Annotated in this window: 14 protein-coding genes; 6 read left to right on the top strand and 8 right to left on the bottom strand. The window is 61.3% G+C overall.

Annotation, left to right across the window (positions count from 1 at the left end; all coding sequences use genetic code 11):
- The first annotated feature begins 118 nt into the window (after nucleotides 1–118).
- From aauS to AC4IHP_RS07520, 3 genes are read left to right on the top strand one after another with little or no spacing between them, the layout of a single operon-like run.
- The gene (gene aauS / locus AC4IHP_RS07530) at nucleotides 119–2,020 is read left to right on the top strand and encodes a two-component sensor histidine kinase AauS (protein ID WP_490831344.1); all 1,902 of its coding nucleotides are present in this window, start codon (nucleotides 119–121) and stop codon (nucleotides 2,018–2,020) included.
- Nucleotides 2,017–3,342: a two-component response regulator AauR gene (gene aauR, locus AC4IHP_RS07525; RefSeq protein WP_460121173.1), complete on the top strand. Its 1,326-nt coding sequence runs from the start codon at nucleotides 2,017–2,019 to the stop codon at nucleotides 3,340–3,342. The genes aauS and aauR overlap by 4 nt, the downstream gene beginning before the upstream one ends.
- Nucleotides 3,343–3,350: 8 nt before the next feature.
- The gene (locus AC4IHP_RS07520; RefSeq protein ID WP_172834034.1) at nucleotides 3,351–3,680 is read left to right on the top strand and encodes a GlpM family protein; all 330 of its coding nucleotides are present in this window, start codon (nucleotides 3,351–3,353) and stop codon (nucleotides 3,678–3,680) included.
- An 18-nt stretch (nucleotides 3,681–3,698) separates the two neighbouring features.
- Here AC4IHP_RS07520 and AC4IHP_RS07515 read toward each other — a convergent pair whose 3' ends face one another.
- From AC4IHP_RS07515 to AC4IHP_RS07505, 3 genes are all read right to left on the bottom strand, one after another.
- The gene (locus AC4IHP_RS07515; RefSeq protein ID WP_460121175.1) at nucleotides 3,699–4,607 is read right to left on the bottom strand and encodes a hypothetical protein; all 909 of its coding nucleotides are present in this window, start codon (nucleotides 4,605–4,607) and stop codon (nucleotides 3,699–3,701) included.
- On the bottom strand, nucleotides 4,604–5,299 hold the full coding sequence (locus tag AC4IHP_RS07510) for a hypothetical protein (protein WP_460121177.1): 696 nt from the start codon (nucleotides 5,297–5,299) through the stop codon (nucleotides 4,604–4,606). Before AC4IHP_RS07510 ends, AC4IHP_RS07515 begins: the two co-directional genes overlap by 4 nt.
- Nucleotides 5,300–5,404: 105 nt before the next feature.
- Nucleotides 5,405–6,439, bottom strand: coding sequence for an alpha/beta fold hydrolase (locus tag AC4IHP_RS07505; protein WP_490831343.1), 1,035 nt, complete (start codon nucleotides 6,437–6,439; stop codon nucleotides 5,405–5,407).
- 214 nt (nucleotides 6,440–6,653) lie between these two features.
- On the opposite strand from AC4IHP_RS07505, the gene AC4IHP_RS07500 reads away from it, so the two are divergent.
- Nucleotides 6,654–12,200, top strand: coding sequence for a dermonecrotic toxin domain-containing protein (locus AC4IHP_RS07500; RefSeq protein ID WP_490831342.1), 5,547 nt, complete (start codon nucleotides 6,654–6,656; stop codon nucleotides 12,198–12,200).
- A gap of 151 nt (nucleotides 12,201–12,351) precedes the next feature.
- Entirely contained in the window at nucleotides 12,352–13,269 is a 918-nt protein-coding gene (metR, locus tag AC4IHP_RS07495) for a transcriptional regulator MetR (RefSeq protein WP_460121182.1), read from the top strand.
- A 129-nt stretch (nucleotides 13,270–13,398) separates the two neighbouring features.
- Here the strand turns inward: metR and AC4IHP_RS07490 are convergent, their stop codons facing one another.
- The 5 genes from AC4IHP_RS07490 to AC4IHP_RS07470 form a co-directional block, all read right to left on the bottom strand.
- Nucleotides 13,399–13,896, bottom strand: a complete 498-nt coding sequence (locus AC4IHP_RS07490; RefSeq protein WP_490831341.1) for a GNAT family N-acetyltransferase — start codon at nucleotides 13,894–13,896, stop codon at nucleotides 13,399–13,401.
- A gap of 1 nt (nucleotide 13,897) precedes the next feature.
- A complete protein-coding gene (locus tag AC4IHP_RS07485) occupies nucleotides 13,898–14,536 on the bottom strand; it encodes a LysE family translocator (protein WP_490831340.1) in 639 nt (212 codons plus the stop codon).
- 23 nt (nucleotides 14,537–14,559) lie between these two features.
- Nucleotides 14,560–14,970, bottom strand: a complete 411-nt coding sequence (locus tag AC4IHP_RS07480; protein ID WP_415761618.1) for an NUDIX hydrolase — start codon at nucleotides 14,968–14,970, stop codon at nucleotides 14,560–14,562.
- Between the two features lie 67 nt (nucleotides 14,971–15,037).
- Nucleotides 15,038–16,363: an APC family permease gene (locus AC4IHP_RS07475; RefSeq protein WP_490831339.1), complete on the bottom strand. Its 1,326-nt coding sequence runs from the start codon at nucleotides 16,361–16,363 to the stop codon at nucleotides 15,038–15,040.
- Nucleotides 16,364–16,583: 220 nt separating this feature from the next.
- Nucleotides 16,584–17,405, bottom strand: coding sequence for a carbon-nitrogen hydrolase family protein (locus AC4IHP_RS07470; RefSeq protein WP_490831338.1), 822 nt, complete (start codon nucleotides 17,403–17,405; stop codon nucleotides 16,584–16,586).
- Between the two features lie 125 nt (nucleotides 17,406–17,530).
- On the opposite strand from AC4IHP_RS07470, the gene AC4IHP_RS07465 reads away from it, so the two are divergent.
- On the top strand, nucleotides 17,531–18,331 hold the full coding sequence (locus AC4IHP_RS07465) for a helix-turn-helix transcriptional regulator (protein ID WP_130902356.1): 801 nt from the start codon (nucleotides 17,531–17,533) through the stop codon (nucleotides 18,329–18,331).
- Nucleotides 18,332–18,401 lie beyond the last annotated feature (70 nt).

The raw sequence follows: 18,401 nt of genomic DNA, 5'->3' as shown, positions 1-18,401 counted from the left end.
GCAATCTTTCAGTCGACAACGATGTGAATGACACAGCGCTTTCGCGAGCAGGCTCGCTCCCACAAAGGGCCGTCAGCGCCCTTGAAACAAGTGTTGTGGTTGACCCAAGGCATCTGTGATGAAATGCGACCCCACTCTTTATCGCGCTGCAGAGCCATCACTTGCCGTGAAGCCCCGTCTGATCCGTCATCTGTTCCTGCCGCCACTGATCATCGCCCTGATGGTCGGACTGGGTTTCATCGGCTTCTGGACCAGTGAACACTTTGGCATCCGCAGCCTCGGCGAGAACGGCCAGCGTCAGCTGGAACTGCACGCCCGCGCGGTCGAAAGCGAGATCAGCAAATACACCTACCTGCCCAGCCTGCTGGAACTCGAAACGAATGTGCCGCAGTTGCTGGCCGACCCGACCCCGGAGCACCGGCAGACGGTCAACGATTACCTCGAAGGCCTGAACCGCCGCAGCCGCAGCCGCGCCATTTACGTGATGGACACCACCGGCCGGGTCATGGCCACCAGCAACTGGCGTGATGTCGACAGTTATCTGGGTGAAGACCTGTCTTTCCGCGCCTATTTCAAAGACGCCGTGCGCGGCCAGCCCGGGCGCTTTTATGGCATCGGCAGCACCAATGGCGAACCCGGTTACTACCTCGCCCACGGCCTCGAAGAGCACGGCAAGATCATCGGTGTCGCGGTGGTCAAAGTGCGTCTGGAAGCCATGGAAGAGCGCTGGCAGCGGGCGCGTCTGGAAGCGTTTGTCAGCGACGAGAACGGCATCATCATTCTCTCCAGCGATCCGGCCAGGCGGCTGAAATCGGTGATCCCACTGAGCGACGAGGTCAAGGAAAAACTTGCCCGCAGCCTGCAGTACTACTGGTTCCCGCTCAACGAACTGCAACCGCTGGCTCGCGAGACACTGGCCGAAGGCGTGGAGAAACTGACCTTCCCGGCCAACAGCGAATTGCAGCCCGACGAAGACGACATCAGTTATCTGGCGCAAACCCGACTGCTGAGCGACACGCCGTGGAATTTCACCCTGCTCACGCCATTGCAGGACCTGCGCCGCGAAGCGATCAACCAAGGCATTCTGGTGGCCGTTGCGTTTGCCCTGTTCGCCTTCCTGCTGATTGCCTGGAACGAGCGGCGCAAAGTCCTCGCCACCCGCCTCGCCGCCCGCGAAGCGTTGCAGGAAGCCAACAGCCAACTGGAGCGTCGGATTACCGAACGCACCGCCGATCTGCGCGCCAGCAACGAACGGCTGAAGAGTCAGATCCGCGAGCGCCGTCAGGCCGAGGAGACTTTGCGCCGCGCCCAGGATGAACTGGTACAGGCGGGAAAACTCGCGGCCATCGGCCAGATGTCGACCAGCATCGCCCATGAATTGAACCAGCCGCTGGCGGCGATGCGCACGCTGTCGGGCAACACCGTGCGCTTTCTCGAGCGCGGCCAGCTCGACGTCGCCAGCACCAACCTCAAGACCATCAACGACCTGATCGACCGCATGGGCCGGATCACCGCCAGCCTGCGTTCGTTTGCCCGGCGTGGCGATAACAAGGGTCAGGCCAGTCTCGGCAAAGCCGTCGACGCCGCGTTGCAAGTGCTCGGCGCGCGTGTGGAAAACACCGCGCTGCAGATTCACCGGCAGTTTGCCGATGTGCAGTTGCTGATCGATCAGACCCGTCTCGAACAGATTCTCGTCAACCTGATCGGCAACGCCCTCGACGCCATGCACGCGCAACCGCAGCCGCAGCTGTGGCTGGAGGGGGAAGAATTCAACGGCAAATATCGCTTGCGGGTGCGTGACAACGGCCACGGCATCGACGCCGAAGCGCGCAAGCATCTGTTCGAACCGTTCTTCACCACCAAACCCGGCGAGCAAGGCCTGGGCCTGGGCCTGACCCTGTCCGCCAGCCTCGCCGCCGCCACCGGCGGGCACTTGGGTGTCGAACACCCGGCCGGCGGTGGCACCACTTTCGTCCTCAGTTTACCGTTGGTAAGCCCTCTTTCTGCCGAGCCAATATGAACCCCGAACTCATTGTGCTGATTGTCGAAGACGACCCCCATGTGCTGCTCGGCTGCCAACAGGCGCTGACCCTCGAGGACATTCCGTGCATCGGCGTCGGCAGTGCCGAAGAAGCACTGGCGCAGGTCGGCGACAACTTTGCCGGCATCGTCATCAGCGACATCCGCCTGCCGGGCATCGATGGCCTGGAATTGCTCACCCGCCTCAAGCAGCGTGATCGCAGCCTGCCGGTAGTGCTGATCACCGGCCACGGCGACATTTCCATGGCCGTCGGCGCGATGCAGAAAGGCGCCTACGATTTCATGGAGAAACCGTTCTCCCCGGAACGCTTGGTCGATGTCGCGCGACGGGCGCTGGAGCAACGCAGCCTCGCCCGTGAAGTGTCATCGCTGCGTCGGCAACTGGCTGAACGCGACTCCCTTGAAGGCCGGATCATCGGCCGCTCGCCGGCGATGCAGAACCTGCGCGAACTGATTGCCAACGTCGCCGACACTTCGGCCAACGTCTTGATCGAAGGCGAGACCGGCACCGGCAAGGAACTGGTTGCCCGTTGCCTGCACGATTTCAGTCGGCGCCACAGCAAACAGTTCGTCGCGCTGAACTGCGGCGGCCTGCCCGAAAACCTTTTCGAAAGCGAGATCTTCGGCCACGAAGCCAATGCCTTCACCGGCGCCGGCAAACGCCGCATCGGCAAGATCGAGCACGCCGACGGCGGCACGCTGTTCCTCGACGAAGTGGAAAGCATGCCGCTGCCGTTGCAGATCAAGTTGCTGCGCGTATTGCAGGAACGCACCCTTGAACGCCTCGGCTCGAACCAGAGTGTGGCCGTGGATTGCCGGGTGATCGCGGCGACCAAATCCGACCTTGATGAGTCGAGCAAGGCCGGCGAGTTTCGCAGCGACTTGTACTACCGCCTCAACGTCGTGACCCTGGAATTGCCACCGCTGCGCGAACGCCGCGAAGACATCCTGCAACTGTTCGAACACTTCACCCAGCAGTCGGCGCTACGCTTTGATCGCGCACTGCCGGAGCTGGACAACCAGACTCTGTCGAACCTGATGAGCCACGATTGGCCGGGCAACGTGCGCGAACTGCGCAACGTCGCCGAACGCTTCGCCCTCGGTCTGCCGGCGTTCAAGAAATCCGGGGCCAGCGCCGGCCAGGGTCTGGCGTTTGCCGAAGCGGTGGAAGCCTTCGAGCGCAACCTGCTGGTCGACGCCTTGCAACGCAGCGGCGGCAACCTGACCCAGGCCAGCCAGGAATTGGGCATGGCCAAGACCACGTTGTTCGACAAAGTCAAAAAGTACGGGCTGAGCCACTGATGGATCTGATTCTGAAAGCCGCCATCGGCGCCGCAGTGGTGCTGATCCTCGCGGCACTGTCCAAGACCAGGAACTATTACATCGCCGGCCTGGTGCCGCTGTTCCCGACCTTTGCCCTGATCGCGCACTACATCGTCGGCAAGGGCCGTTCGGTCGACGATCTGAAGACCACGATCGTCTTCGGCATGTGGTCGATCATTCCCTACTTTGTGTATCTGGCGACGTTGTATGTGATGGTCGACCGCATGCGCCTGGAAGCGTCGCTGGCGGTGGCGGCTGTGGCGTGGTTGATAGCGGCGACGGTGCTGGTCAGCGTGTGGGTCCGGCTGCATGCCTGAACCCACGTGCATCAGCCTCTAGCGACCGTAGACTCGGGCCAGTTGCGCGGACGACAAGGCATCCTCGAACGGCACCGGCACTGACTTCACCGCACCATAGAGATTGCGGTAGCGCCAGTAGCTGCCGTTCTGCGCCAGTTGATAACCGCGCTCGACCACGCGCTGGCCGTCGAGCACGTAACGCAGGGTTTCCTGCGCGGCGGGCGGTGGCGTCGGTTGCATCAGGTCGGCGCTCAATACGCGCATGGATTCATCAATGCATTCATCCAGCACGGCGGTGACCTTGGCCAGGTCAAGGGCGCCGTCATCGATGCATTGCTTGCCGCAACGACGGATCGGCTGACTGGCCACTTCGATGCGCATGCGATACAGCGGCGAGCCGGCGATATCCTGCAACTGCACCTGATTGACCAGCACGAAACTGCCGCGATCAGGCGTCAGCATCAGCTTCGGTTCGATCAGCAACCGTGCCGTCACCGCACCTGCCCCCTGCTTGAATCCGGACACCTGCGACGCCGCCTGAAAACGCTGCTGCAAGCGCTCCTGCAAGGGCACGCCGGCGAGCAGGTCGGCCAGCGGCCGCGATTCGTTCAGCGCGGCTTTTTCGGCATCGCGCTGCAACGTACCGGAGCCCATCTGCGTGTTGATCAGGCTGGCCACCAGAATGCCCGCCAGTCCGGCGCCCGCGCCGGAGCTCGACACCAGCGTGTAGCTGGAATTCGCCGCGTTCACCGCAGCCTTGCTGTCGATCACCGTGCTGGCGCCGACAAACTCCGCCGCCAGTTGCACGTCGACCTTCAGCCCGTGCGCCTGCACATAGCTCATCGCGGCCTGATCCTTGAAACCGGCCTCGGGTGCCGGTTTCTGCGCACAGCCAGGCAGTGCCAGCAGCGAGATCGCCGCGAAAGTCAGGGCCAGACGTTTCATTGCGCGAACGGGGCGATCATTTGCTGACGGCTGTTATCCATCGCTTGATAGAACGCGTTGGACAGGTTGGTGTAAGACGGCTCGTCCCACTCACCTTGCGCGGCCTGGACAGCGGCGAATGGCTGGTACCACAAGAGTTTGTTGTCCGACAGATCGATCACCATGCCCTGGCCGCCGACCTGCGCCATCGGCACGCTGGTGGGCACGATGCTGTAGTAGCTGCGTGTAGCACCGGTGGCATAAATCGACACCAGCAACAGACGGTCGATGCCGTGGGCGACCTTCATCGGCGACAGGTCCTTGGTCATGTAGCCTTCGCGGAAATCGACTTCCTTGAAGGTCTTCAGATCCACCTTCTCATCAATGCGCTTGGCCTTGTAGCCCTTGGCTTGCAGTTTGGCAACGATGGCGTCGGGCAGGGTTTCCAGGTCGCGCACCTGCCAGGTCTCGACGTTGGCGCTGAGCTTGCTGTTGACGCCGGCATTGATGGCGTAATCGAGGATGCCCTGATTGCCCGTCAGCGCTAGCACTGGCGACGGTACGACGGTAATGGCCACGCCGATGGTCGGCTCTTTGGCATCCCAGAACTGTTTGTCCAGAGCCACGGGCGGTTGCACATGGGCACAGCCGGTGAGAGTCAGTACGGCGAGCAGAGCCAGTGCGGCCCATTGACGTGTAGCGCGAAAAATCATGGATCAAGTCCCTATGTTTGAAAACGTTCCTGCGCCTTATCGGCAACAACGCGGCAAACAATAGTGGCACATTGATATTTTTTTGGCGACAGGATGCTGGCACTCTTACAGCAGATTATTTTGCGCCGCTGGATCGACCTGCGCCCAATGCGAAGTATCTTCGCGATGCGCCTGCAGATACGGCAGCACCGCCGCCAGCAACGGCTCCTTGAACGCCTCCTGAAAGCGATGCGCAAGGCCCGGAATCAGTTTCAACTGACTGCCTCGGATGTGCGCCGCCAGATGTACGCCGTGCATCACCGGCAGCAGCGGATCCGCCGTGCCGTGCACCACCAGGGTCGGTACGCGCAGCTGATTGAGCAAAGCTACACGACTGGGTTCGGCAAGAATTGCCATGATTTGCCGTTTGACGCCTTCGGGGTTGAACGCGCGGTCGTAAGACGCCGCCGCCTGTTGCAGCAAGGCCTGACGATCATCCGTCACCGCCGGGCTACCGAGTGCCGCGAGCAGATCGGCCTGTTGCTCCAGCGCTACTTCGCGGTTCGGCGCGCCCCGGCGCGAGAGCAACTGCACCAGCGCCGCACTCGGTGCCGGCAGGCCTTCAGCGCCGGAAGTGGTCATGATCAGCGTCAGGCTTTCCACCCGCTGCGGCGCCATCGCCGCCATGTGCTGGGCAATCATTCCGCCCATGCTCGCGCCGAGCACGTGGAATTGCTCTACCTTCAGCGCCGTCATCAAACCCAGCGCATCGTCGGCCATGTCGGTCAGGCTGTACGGCGCCGAAACCGGCAAACCGAGTTTGTAGCGCAGCACTTCGAAGGTCAGATTGGCCTCGATCGGCGCCTGCCGCCAGGTCGACAGGCCGACGTCGCGGTTGTCATAACGAATCACCCGAAACCCTTGCTGACACAGCGCGACCACGACTTCGTCCGGCCAGTGGATCAACTGCCCCCCCAGGCCCATGACCAGCAACAGCGCCGGGTCTGATGCACGACCGATACTCTGATAGGCAAGACTGACCTGCGCGAGCTCGGCGTGCTCGGTCGGCACGTTGACATCACAGCGCCCGGCTGCAAACGAGCCGGCCCCGAACAAAAGCGCGGCCAACGCGGCCGCGACTGAAAGGAATTTCTTCAACATGAAAAACACCAAAACGCAGCACCCCAGTAGAGCGCGAGTCTGATGAAGTTCGTACGAGCGCGCTGCCACACTTCGATGACAGTTTGATGAAGAGTGCCGAGCGGTCATGCAGCTGCGGCAAACAATACCCCTGTACCGCCATGCTCCGGCGCAAACTCTTTTGAATGACCCGCACAGGAGCGGATGCCCCGCTCCCCCTTGCGAGTCATCCACCATGCTCGAACCCCTTACCCTTGATTTGCCGCCCTTGCCCCCAGATTCATTCGCGACGTCTGCGGTGCTGCCTGAAACCATCGACGAAAGTCTGTTGTTACGGGCCAATCAGCGCTCGCGAGACAGCGGCGAGGGCTTGCGCGAACTGTTTGCAAGCAGCCCCGCACTGCGCGATACGATCAACGCGGCGCTGCGACGACATCTGCAACTGGGCGGCGAAAACAGCGGATTTGGCTTCATTGCCACCCAAACGCAGCCGGAGCATTTCGTCAGCCTGACCGATGCTTGCGCTTTTGTCGTCCAGCATCCGGCGCTGGAAACCTCGCTCGACCAGCATTGCCATGTCATCGGCCTGCTGCCTGGTCACCGGCTGTACGGTCTGAGACCGTCGCAACTGCTGGAACAGCTCAAGCCGCTCGACCCGCAGAGCGCACACGCCACACGCTGGGCCGAGTTCTGGGAAGCACGTGCGCCTGGCACACCGGTTTCCCGACGTACACGCGCCACCGAACTGTACCGGTCGCATTTCGAAGCCAGCGCTGAAGCCGCCTTCGCCAGTAAAATCATCAACGCCGAGCAGCTCGAGCTCCTGCAACGCATCGTTGACTCAGGCTCCAGCCCAATGACTTTCAACGGTCAGCCCGTTCACCTGGAAAAACCGGCTCTGGTGCTGAGCAACCACAGCAAGGTCAAACTCCCGGGGGCTTGGGTGATCAGCGTGGGCGACCGAGCCACGGCGCGGCCCCTGGTGTACCTGCCCTGCCGCCCTGTCTGCATTCAGACATTCGACAATCGAGCGGACCTGCAAACGTGGCTGGCCGGCGAGGTGCAGATTCCCACTGGCCTGCCGCGCGAAATCCAGCGCTTCGATTACCGCGCAGCGACAGACCCGATGCTCACCGGTGCCAGCGATCTGTTCGGCGACCGGCAACAGGCGCAGATCAACGCTCTGCGTTATAGCAACCGGGGCAAACCCGGCTTGCGCGAGCACGGTGCGCAGGCACTGGTTCATGTCGATCTCATTGACCATCAGCGCAGCACAGCGATCATCGTTGCCGCACCGGCGCCCGCGAGGCTACCCACTGCAGATGCGCCCGTGAGCGAAGACCAGCCGTTGTTCGGCAGTCTGTCCGCTGGCATTCCGCTGGCCGTGAGGCATGCCGCGCTCAGGCGCGAGCGTGATGCACTCGAACACCTGCTGGCCAACGACCGCGACGGCGCCCGCTTGCGACAGTGCCAGGACGCACTGAAAACACTGGAAATTGCCGAGCAGGCCTGCGACGACGCCTGCACCTCGTTACTCGACATCTCTCCTGTCTCTGACACGACGTTGGCTGCGATTTATAAGGCTCACAAAGAAGGCTTGTCCGCCGAGGCCAAGCTGCAAGCGCAACTCGGGCAAATCGGCAGCGCCGAACAGGATCTGCTCCAAGCCGTGCTGGACAATCCTGTGGCCAGCGCACGTGATGCGGATCTGGTTGCCGCGAGCCTGACCCTGTCGCTGAGCGAAACCCGCGACGCCATCACTACGGTGCAGCGCGAAACGCTCAAGGGCGCACTGGTATTCACCCGGCAAGCGGCACTGACGGACAGCGCGGCCAACGTGAGTCTGTTGCTGTACTGCCCCGGCAGCGGCGGTGGCCTGCAGCGCTTCAGCGATCGCCGGGCTTTGGCGCTGCAGTTTTGCAAAACTGGCGAGCAGGACAGTGAATCGGCCCTGCAACTCAACGCAATCACCTCGGACCCGCTGCAGCATTGTCTCAACGCGCTGATCGCCGATTGCGAAACGAGGGCCGCCAGGCTGCGCGACAAACCCGAGCACGCCGACGCACTGGAAATTCTCCGCCAGGACTGCACAGCTGCGGTAACAGTCCCGGTCAGCGCGGCGAGAAACCTGATGTTCGCGCAGATACAGGAGCAGGAGCACAGCGCTGTTCTGGCCGCTCATCTGCCGGGCTGGCTGGTGCGTTTGCAGAAGGCCGAGCGGCTCACACTCAAACACCATATCAAGGCGTACATCGAGGCAATGCGCAACAGCCACGCGCTGATGACCCTGGCCCTTGAACCGCGCGACGAATTTACCCGCAAACATCTGCATGCGCGCCTGCGCAAGGACTTCGCCACTGAAGGCTATTTTTCCGTGCAGGTCGAATTGCCCGACTCCACCACAACCGAAACGGTGGTGGAAGCCAGCCCCGCCGGCCCGCGGCGAAAAACCGTAATCGTGCCCGGTGCCACGCGCAGCAGAATGTCACTCGAAGATCTCGCCCAACTGAATATCGATAACGTTCAATCAGTGCTCAATGACTCACTGTCGCAGCGCCTGATTTTCATGCGCCTGACCGTCAATGCTGCACACCGAAAAGATCGCAACCGTCTGCTCAACGGCATCAAGCTGAGCTATCTGCGTAAGGTACTGCCGGAGCTGGATCTGCCCCACGCCTATGAACGCAGGATCCGCGAGGCCTTCCATGGGGCGCCCGGCGAAGCGCTGTATGTCAGACAGCATCGGCGCGAAAGCCTGATCGAACCCTGGCGCCTGCTGCTGAAAATCCAGAGTGAAAATGCGCGCGCACAGAAGCACCTCGATCGTGATGAGGCTGAAATAGTGAACATCGCGATCGACGCCAATACCGCAGACGCCTGGCGCGCCAACGGCAAGCGCATCGCGCTGCGGCCGGTATCGCTGAAAACCGGCGGCAAAGACACCCCGCGTGAAGGCCCCGTGACCCTGTCTGGCGTGACCTTCATTGAAGAGCAGATCAGCGGCACTACTCTGCTGTATCTGCCCGACAGCCCGGACCAGCAATTTTTCCGCCGCTACCACAGCCTCGAGGCGGCGCGCGAAGGGCTATTCAGATTGTGCGCAACTGACCGTTGGAGCAAATACCTCGCGGACAAGGCGTTGCACGGCAATGTCCGCGCCCATATCAGCCGCATCGGCCAGGCGGTGGAGAAAAACTTCGACGCCATTATCGAGGTCGGCGGGCGCTGGCCGGCAGACACTTCGCTGGCGGCGCACCTGCTCGATGCGCACATGGGGCGTTTGATCGAAGCTCATCGCGGCAGTTCGCGTTCCAACGATGTGCTGTTCTTTGAGCGCTACGCACTCAAGGGGCCTCGCGCGTTCAATTACATAAAAATGGCCCTGGGCATGGTGCCTTTCGTCGGCACCGTCGTGGCGCTGTATGACGCATGGAGCGCAGCCAGTCAGGCCGTGACGGCGTTTCTGCGCGGCGAGGTGGCCGACGGTCTGGCGCAAATCGAATCAATGTTGCTGTCATTGATCGACGCGTTCATGGATCTGCTCCCCGGCGAAGCGGCAGCCTCCACCCTCGCACGCACCACCCGCGCCCTGACACGTGCGCGCCAGCTGCATACGCTGCTGGGCAACGTCTCGGCCTTGCACGGCAAAACGCAGCGGCAGGCCAGGCACGTGCTCGCCCGATTCCAGAATTACGACTACGAACAACCGCTGTCCCTGGCCGGCATCGAACCCGCCCGTCATGGTCTCTATCGTGGTATCTACCGGCATGCCGACGGCGATTTCATCGAACGTCAGGGCCGTATCTACCAGGTGGAACTGGGCATGGGCTCGCGCAACTGGCGGCTGTTCGGCAATTCACGCAAGTCCTACAAACAACCGGTCGCGCTGGATGAAAGCGGCCAGTGGGACACCTGGTACGGCGTCTACGGAACCGCCAGTGACGGCGGCTTGCGTGGCGGCGGTAACGTCGCCGGACATCTGGCCGATGCGCTCGACCCTTATTGGCCACCGGTGATTCGCCAGCGCTTGCCGCGCTGGTGGGCAGAGCGCACGTTTCGCCGGCATCAGCAGCTGGAATTCGAGACTGAACGCCTGGCGCATGTCATCGATAGCAGAGTCCAGGCGCACCAGAGGGCGATATTGGCTTTCCAGAACGCCAGTCCCGCCAACCAGCGTGCCCTTTTACCGGCAGCTGAAACAGCATGCCTTGAAGATATCCGCCTGTGTGTTCAACGCTACGAGGCTTTGGCGCAGTTGAAGCCGCTCACCAGTGGCAACAAACAAGGGGCGGTCAGCCGCATACAAAGCTCCCTCGCCCTACGACTGACTTCGCGATATGCCATGCGCTCGGGCCAAGTGTCAGCAGCCACAATCCTGGTACTGGAGGACATCAGGCGGGTAAGCAGCACGGCCCACGCTTTACCGCCGAGCGCACGGTCGCGACGATTGGCGCTGTTTGCACAGGTTCGGGATTTGCAGATCGACTACGTAAAAAAATTCGAGGAACTGGAAGATTTGAGATACCAGCTCAATCAATGGTACGAGCGCATCACCTTGAGATCCGACAAGGTTGGCCGCGCCGACAGCGTCGACCTGATCAATCGCCAACACAGCGATCCCCGCCTGCTTTTCCACAAAACCTACATACGCCTGGAACTGGTCAAGAATTACAGCTATGACAATGACGTGTCCTGGATGTATTTCCGCGAGCGCACAGAGGAAATCTGGCAGCAGGTGAGGCAGGCCGTCACCACCCAGTACGACCTGCCAAACCTTCGGACCACTGCGCAAAATCGCAGCCGGATGCTTGAGCAATGTCTGGATGTCTACACCCGGTTCCGGCGGCAGATGACTATCTGGATGACGGACTATCCGGAGCACTTTCACCTGAGCTTCATCGAACCGTTGCTTGACGGCCTGGAGCAGATGGCCGGCCGTGCCCGCCGAGGCGTAATCGATCCACCCGGCCCAAGCACTCCCGGACAGCCCGTCCAGCGCGTCTTTACTACCGAGGACGGCAATCTGCTGTATGGCACGGAACGGTTCGATACCCGCTCGCAGCGTCGCGTTTATGAACGCCGGCTCAGAGATGGCGAAGTGCAAATCTGGGAACAAGGCGCCGATGGCCGCTCGCGCCAGATCGGTCCGCCTCAGGCTCAAGCACCTCAGGCACCGCCGGTAAGCCTCGCCGCTCTGGTCGATGACGGCCGGCAGCGCCTGGACAAAATTCCTGCCTATCGGGCCAGTGTGCAGAGCAATGCCGACCGCGGCATGCTGCCGGTCGATCTGCAGCACATGATGGACACCCAGGCCGCCGAGCTGAACATTCGAGCCGAACGGATCGCCGCCCGATCCCCACAGCATGCGCTCATCGAGCGATTGCGCGCTGAAGCCGCCGAGCTGATCGTTGCCGGGCGCGCCATACGCACCGAGCGCTCACTGACCAGCCAGAAGCCCACCGATGGCATGCTCGATGACCTCATTGGCCAAGGGGCCTTGGAAATACGCCGAACGCAACCGATCAAATTCCTCGGCAAGCGTGCCGGTCACCCGGACTACATGCAGGAGTACGAGATCTGGAACATTACCCGCGAACCCGAACAGTTGTTGTGGTACGCACACTTTCACTACCGCAACGCAACGCCGGTGTTCAACCGCTTCGAAACCGCGCATTTGAAACTGCCGCAGCACCGCTTCCTGACCCATGCCGATGATGCGACGCTGCCCTATTCGAAAATTGGCCCAAAGTCGATTGTCCTTGGGCATTTCGAGCGGATTTGACTACAGACGCTCGTCCTGCTCGCAGTCAGCAATGGCAGTGAGCAGAGACGAATCCTGCTGGCGCGAAAGCACGATGTCGACAACCCGCCGATCATGAGACAAACTCAACGGACTGCCTGTTATCACAAGTTTTTTTCATGGAGCCCCGCCGGTGCTTGAAATCCGTCATTTGAAAACCCTGCATGCCCTGCGCGAGGCCGACAGTCTGGTCGATGCCGCTGACCGTCTGCATCTGACGCAATCCGCTCTGTCGCATCAATTCAAAGAGCTGGAAGAACGCATGGGCATGCAGTTGTTCGTGCGCAAGACCAAACCGGTGCGCTTCACCAGTGCCGGTTTGCGCCTGCTGCAGTTGGCGGACGCCACCCTGCCGCTGTTGCGGGCCGCCGAGCGCGACATCAGTCGTCTGGCCGGTGGCACCGCCGGGCGCCTGCACATGGCCATCGAATGCCACAGCTGCTTTCAGTGGCTGATGCCAACCATCGACCAGTTCCGCGATGCCTGGCCGGAAGTCGAGCTGGACCTGGCTTCGGGTTTCGCTTTCGCTCCGCTGCCGGCACTGGCCCGTGGTGATCTGGATCTGGTGGTGACTTCCGATCCGCTGGACATTGCCGGCATCACTTACGTGCCGCTGTTCACTTACGAAGCCATGCTCGCGGTGGCCAACCAGCATGCGCTGGCGAGCAAGCCGTACATCGTTCCCGAAGACTTGTTGACGGAGACGCTGATCACCTACCCGGTCGAGCGCGATCGTCTGGACATCTTCACCCGCTTCCTCGAGCCGGCCGACATTGAGCCTGCGCAGGTGCGCACCTCGGAGCTGACGGTGATGATGATGCAGTTGGTCGCCAGCGGCCGTGGCGTCTGCGGCATGCCGCACTGGGCGCTGCATGAGTACAGCTCGCGCGGCTATGTGAAGGGTAAGCGGCTGGGGGAGAAAGGCTTGTTCGCGACGCTGTATGCGGCGATTCGCACCGACATGCTCGACGCACCGTACATGCGCGATTTCCTCCTGACTGCGAAGGACACCTCGTTCTCGACCCTCGATGGCGTCAGCGCCGTACGCTGAAAACCAAATCAAGAGATTCACCTGTGGGAGCAAGCCTGCTCGCGAAAGCGGTGGATGATTCAGCGATGATGTCGGCTGGGCGGACGCCTTCGCGAGCAGGCTCGCTCCCACAGGGATTGGCGTGGTGGGTCAGAGTTCGCGCCACATGTGGATCTTGTCGAAGTAGTCTTCGCCTACCCGCACCGCCAGCGGTTCGAGGCCGTACTGAATGAAGCCGCAACGCTGATACAACTGAAAAGCCGCGTCGTTGCCGGCGGTGACAGTGAGCTGGAGCAGTTTCAATGCCGGATGCTTTTGCGCTTCAACCAAGGCCGCCTGCACCAGATCAAAGCCCAGCCCCTGCCGACGAAAATCCGCCGAGACATACATGCCGAACAGCGTGGCCTTGTGTCGCGCCTTTTCGCGCGGTTCGAAAGCCAGGCCGACAATCCCGGCCAATGCCCCGGCATCGAATGCTCCCAACACCATATCGATTTTGCTGGTCAGGCGCCCTTCCCACCAACTCAACGGCATCACCGCGCGTTCGCGCACGCTGGAGGTGAACGCCTGCGGATGGCGGTCATAGGCTTCAAGCATCAGTTCGCGGTAAGCCAGGGCATGGCTGGTGTCCAGCCGTTCGATCCACATGTCAGGCGGTCCGGCGTTGTTCGAGCATCAGCCGAACGGCAAGGCCGCCGAGGACCAGGCCCATGAAATACCGCTGCATCGCCAGCCAGGTCGGGTTGCGTACGAACCACGAGGCGATGGCCGCAGCGAACAGCGCGATCAACAGATTGACGCTGAAACTGACGCTGATCTGCGTCAGGCCGAGCATGATGCTCTGGGTGAAAACCGAGCCATGTTCCGGGCTGATGAATTGCGGAAACACCGACAGATAGAACACGGCGATTTTCGGGTTCAGTGCGCTGGTGAGAAAGCCCATGGTGATCAGCTTGCGCGACGAGTCCGGCGGCAATTGCTGAGCTTCGAACGGCGAGCGTGCGCCGGGTTTCAGCGCTTGCCAGGCCAGCCACAGCAGGTACAGCGCACCGGCCCATTTCAACACTTCATAAGCCATCGGCACGGCGAGAAACACCGCCGTCAAACCCGCCGCCGCAGCGAACATATGCACGAAGAACCCGCCGACCACGCCAAGCAGCGACGTCACCCCCGCGCGGCGTCCCTGACAGATCGAACGCGAGATCAGGTAGATCATGTTCGGCCCCGGCGTCAGCACCATCAACAGTGCGGCGGCGGCAAAGATCAGCAGGTCGTGCAGCGGGATCATGGCAAAGTCCTTTGCGAGAATGATCAGGCGAGTGCAGTCAGTGAACGGCGATAAAACGGCAGGATGTGCTCGCGTGTCAATGGCGCCAGCTCGAGCGCCGGATCAGTGGCCGGATCGACCCAGATCACCTCTTCGATCTCCGCCGCCGGGCAGACGTCGGTGTCGATGGTCAGTTGAAAGATTTCCGCGTGGACGATGAAGCCCGGCTCGTTGGCGGCGGGGGCGGAAAAACTGTTGAGGAAAATCGCCTGCGCCGGGTCGATTTCCAGCCCGAGTTCTTCTTCCAGCTCACGGGCCAATGCGTGCACTGGCAACTCGTGGGCTTCGATCTTGCCACCCGGTTGCATGAACGCCGTGGTGCCGCGCTTGCGCACCAAAAGGGTCTGGCCTTGAGCGTTGAGCAGCAGCGCGGCGGCGATATGAATGGTCGACATACAGCAATCCCCTGGCGCAAAAGCGCCAAGGATCCCATGCCCGTCAGAGGTAAGCCAAGCGCAAGACTCAGGTCGCTTCCTGGAAGTCCAGTTCCGGCGGCTGACGGCGGAAACCACCCGTCAACACGGCAAGGTAAACCACGCCAATCGTCAACCAGCTCAGCCCCAGCCACACCGCGAGATGATCCAGGCTGACCATCAGCCACAGGTCGGCGACCAGGCCGATCAACGGGCAGAGCAGAAACAGCAGCAGCTCGCGCGGGCCTTTTTTCTCGCCGCCGATCCAGTAATGAAATATCACCGACAGGTTGACCAGGCTGAACGCCAGGAACGCGCCGAAGTTGATGAACGAAGTCGAGGTGGTCACGTCGAGTTTCAGCGCCAGCAAGGCCACCGCCGCGCACAGCAGAATGCTGTTGACCGGAGTGCCGAAGCGCGCGTGCAAGGTGCCGAAAAACGACTTCGGCAAGACGCCGTCGCGGCCCATCGCGAACAACAGTCGCGAACCGCTGGCCTGGGCCGACAGCCCCGAGGCGAACTGGCCGACGATCAGGCCGATCAGGAAAATCGACACGAACAGGTCGCCACCGATATTGCGCGCGATTTCATAGGCAGCCGAGTCGACGCTGTCGAACTGGAATGATGGATGGGCGATCTGCACGAAGTACGAGACGCCGACGAAGATCAGGCCGCCGATCAGCGTGATCAGCATGATCGCCCGGGGAATGGTGCGGCGTGGATCGCGGGTTTCTTCGGTCAGGGTGCTGACCGCGTCAAACCCGAGGAAGGAGTAACAGGCGATCGCCGCGCCGCTCATGATCAGCGGCATCTGCATGTCGCCGTTGAAGAACGGTTTGATCGACCACAGCGGCGTACTCGCATCGCCGCCGATGTAGTGCACGCACAACGCAACGAAGGCAATCAGCACGAGGAACTGCACCAGCATCAGCAAGGCGTTGATGCCGTTGGCCAGCTTCAGGCCGACAATGTTGATCGCACTGGTAATGCCGATGAACGCCAGCACCCAGATCCACTGCGGGATCGACGGAAACGCCGAGGCCAGATAGGCCGCACCGATCAGCCAGATGGCCATCGGCAGGAACAGGTAATCGAGCAACACCGCCCAACCGGCAATGAAACCGAGTTTCGGGCTGATTGCCTTGCGCACGTAGCTGTACGCCGAGCCGGCGACCGGGAAAGCGGCGGCCATGCGTCCGTAACTCATGGCGGTGAAGAACATTGCCACCAGCGCGGCCAGGTAGGCGGCCGGGACCATGCCAGCGGTGGACTGGGCGAGGATACCGAAGGTGCCGAGGACAATGATCGGCGTCATATAGGCGATGCCGAACAGCACCACCGACCCTAGCGAAAGGGTGCGTTGCAAACGAGCCATGGGCGACTTACTCCGAATGTTATTGGATTTATGGCAGAGCCGGGTTCGGCGAAAATTTCGGATGTGGCTATGTTGTTTTTATGTTGTCCGAGTGGGCTTTTTCGCGAGCAGGCTCGCTCCCACAGGGCTTTGGCATGTGCAAAAAGTGTGTTCATCACCTATGAACTGTGGGAGCGGGCTTGCCCGCGAAGGCGTCAGCCCGAACGGCACAGCATTCGGATCAACCTGCAGGAATCAGCAGCTCGCGCAGACCAGAAGCCTGCTCAACCATCTCTCCCGGTAATTTCAAACGCTGATCATCCAGATACCGGTAATCCTTGCGCGCAATCTCCAGTTGAGCGAAATCCAGCTCGACCCTGAACTGCCCTTCTTCGCGTCCGGCCTCGAACAGCAGCGCACCCAGCGGATCGACCAACGCACTGCCGCCGGCAAACACCAGACCGTCATCCCCCGCCTCGACGCGATTGACCATCAGCGCAAACGCCTGGTTTTCCTGGGCGCGGGCCATGATCGCGGTGCGGTGGGTCGGGCCGTACGGGTCCATGTTGCCGTTGGTGACGATGAGCAATTCCACGCCCAGTTGCGCCAGGGCGCGGGCGGTTTCCGGGAACTCGATGTCGTAGCAGATCAACAGGCCGACGCGTACGCCGTTCCATACGCAGGTGGCGTAGCGGTCGCCGGCTTCGAACACGCCGCGATCCGAAGCCCACAAGTGGGTCTTGCGGTATTTCAGGGCGATGCCTTCGGGGGTTATCAGCAACGTAGTGTTGTAGAAGCGGCCGTTGTCGTTTTCGGCCATGCCGATCACCACGGCGATATTCTTCGCACGCGCTGCAGCGAGCACGGCGCTGACGGTCGGGCCGTCGAGCGGTTCAGCGACCTGGGCCACGGTTTCGGCGTTGGGGAAGCCCATCAGGTGGGTTTCCGGGAACACGATCATTTGCGTGTCGGCCGCGCAGGCAGCGATCGCCGTCAGTGCGCGCTTGAGGTTATAAGCCGTGTCGTTGTCACGGCCCGCCAATTGGGCGAGTTCTACTTTCATGGGTATCCCTTGTTATCTGCGCCGGGCCTTGAAAGATTGCCCGGTGCCTGTCTGTGGGCCAGTATGCGCAGCAAGCAACCGGCCAGGGAATTACGCGGCCGGGGTAACCCGATAGGGGTAGATCGATGACACTTTCGTTGAATGACATCACTTGGCACCGCGCCGTCGGGCAATTGATCGACGCGCTCGACAAGCCGAATTTCTGGGCGCAACTGCTGCGTCTGCTCGAACAGTATGTGGCGTTCGATAGTTGGGTAGTGCTGCTGTTCAGCGCTGACCAGCATCCACAAGTGTTCGCCGAATGCCCCGGTGAGGATGGCAGCCCGGACCCGCTGTTCCAGGATTATCTGCGCGGTCTGTACCTGCTCGATCCGTTTTACATCGCCTGCCGCGAACAGTCGCGCACCGGGCTCTATCGCCTGTCGGAGGTTGCGCCGGAGCATTTCGAGCTGACCGAGTATTACCAGCGATACTTTCGTCTGAATGTGGTGGCTGACGAAATCCAGTTCAATTGTCAGCTCGAAGGCGAGCGCACGCTGTGCCTGTCGCTGGGCAGTGAAAAACGTTTCACTGGCGAACAGATCGCTTTGCTGTCTTTGATTCAGCCATGGGTACTGGGCCTGCTGCGCCAGCGCCTGCCGTACGAAATCAACGAAACCGTGGCCCTCGCCGCCGCGCCCGCGCAGGCAGACTGGCGGGTGCAACTGGAAGCGTCAGTGCAACAGCTCAAAGGCGCACAACTGACTGCGCGGGAACTCGATGTCGGGCGATTGATGCTCAGCGGATGTTCCAGCAAGGAAATCGCCCGTAAGCTGGAAATCTCCGTAGAAACCGTGAAAGTCCATAAGAAACACATGTACAGCAAGCTGGGGATCAAATCCCAGTCCGAGCTGTTTTCGATTTTTCTGCAGGCGCAGAACGCCTGAAACAGTGTGAGTAACGCTTTTTGTGGGAGCGAGCCTGCTCGCGAAGAGGCCCTCACTTTCAATACTGATG

The organism is Pseudomonas sp. UF-293, assembly GCF_058245595.1.
This window is presented reverse-complemented; position numbering and strand designations above follow the sequence as displayed.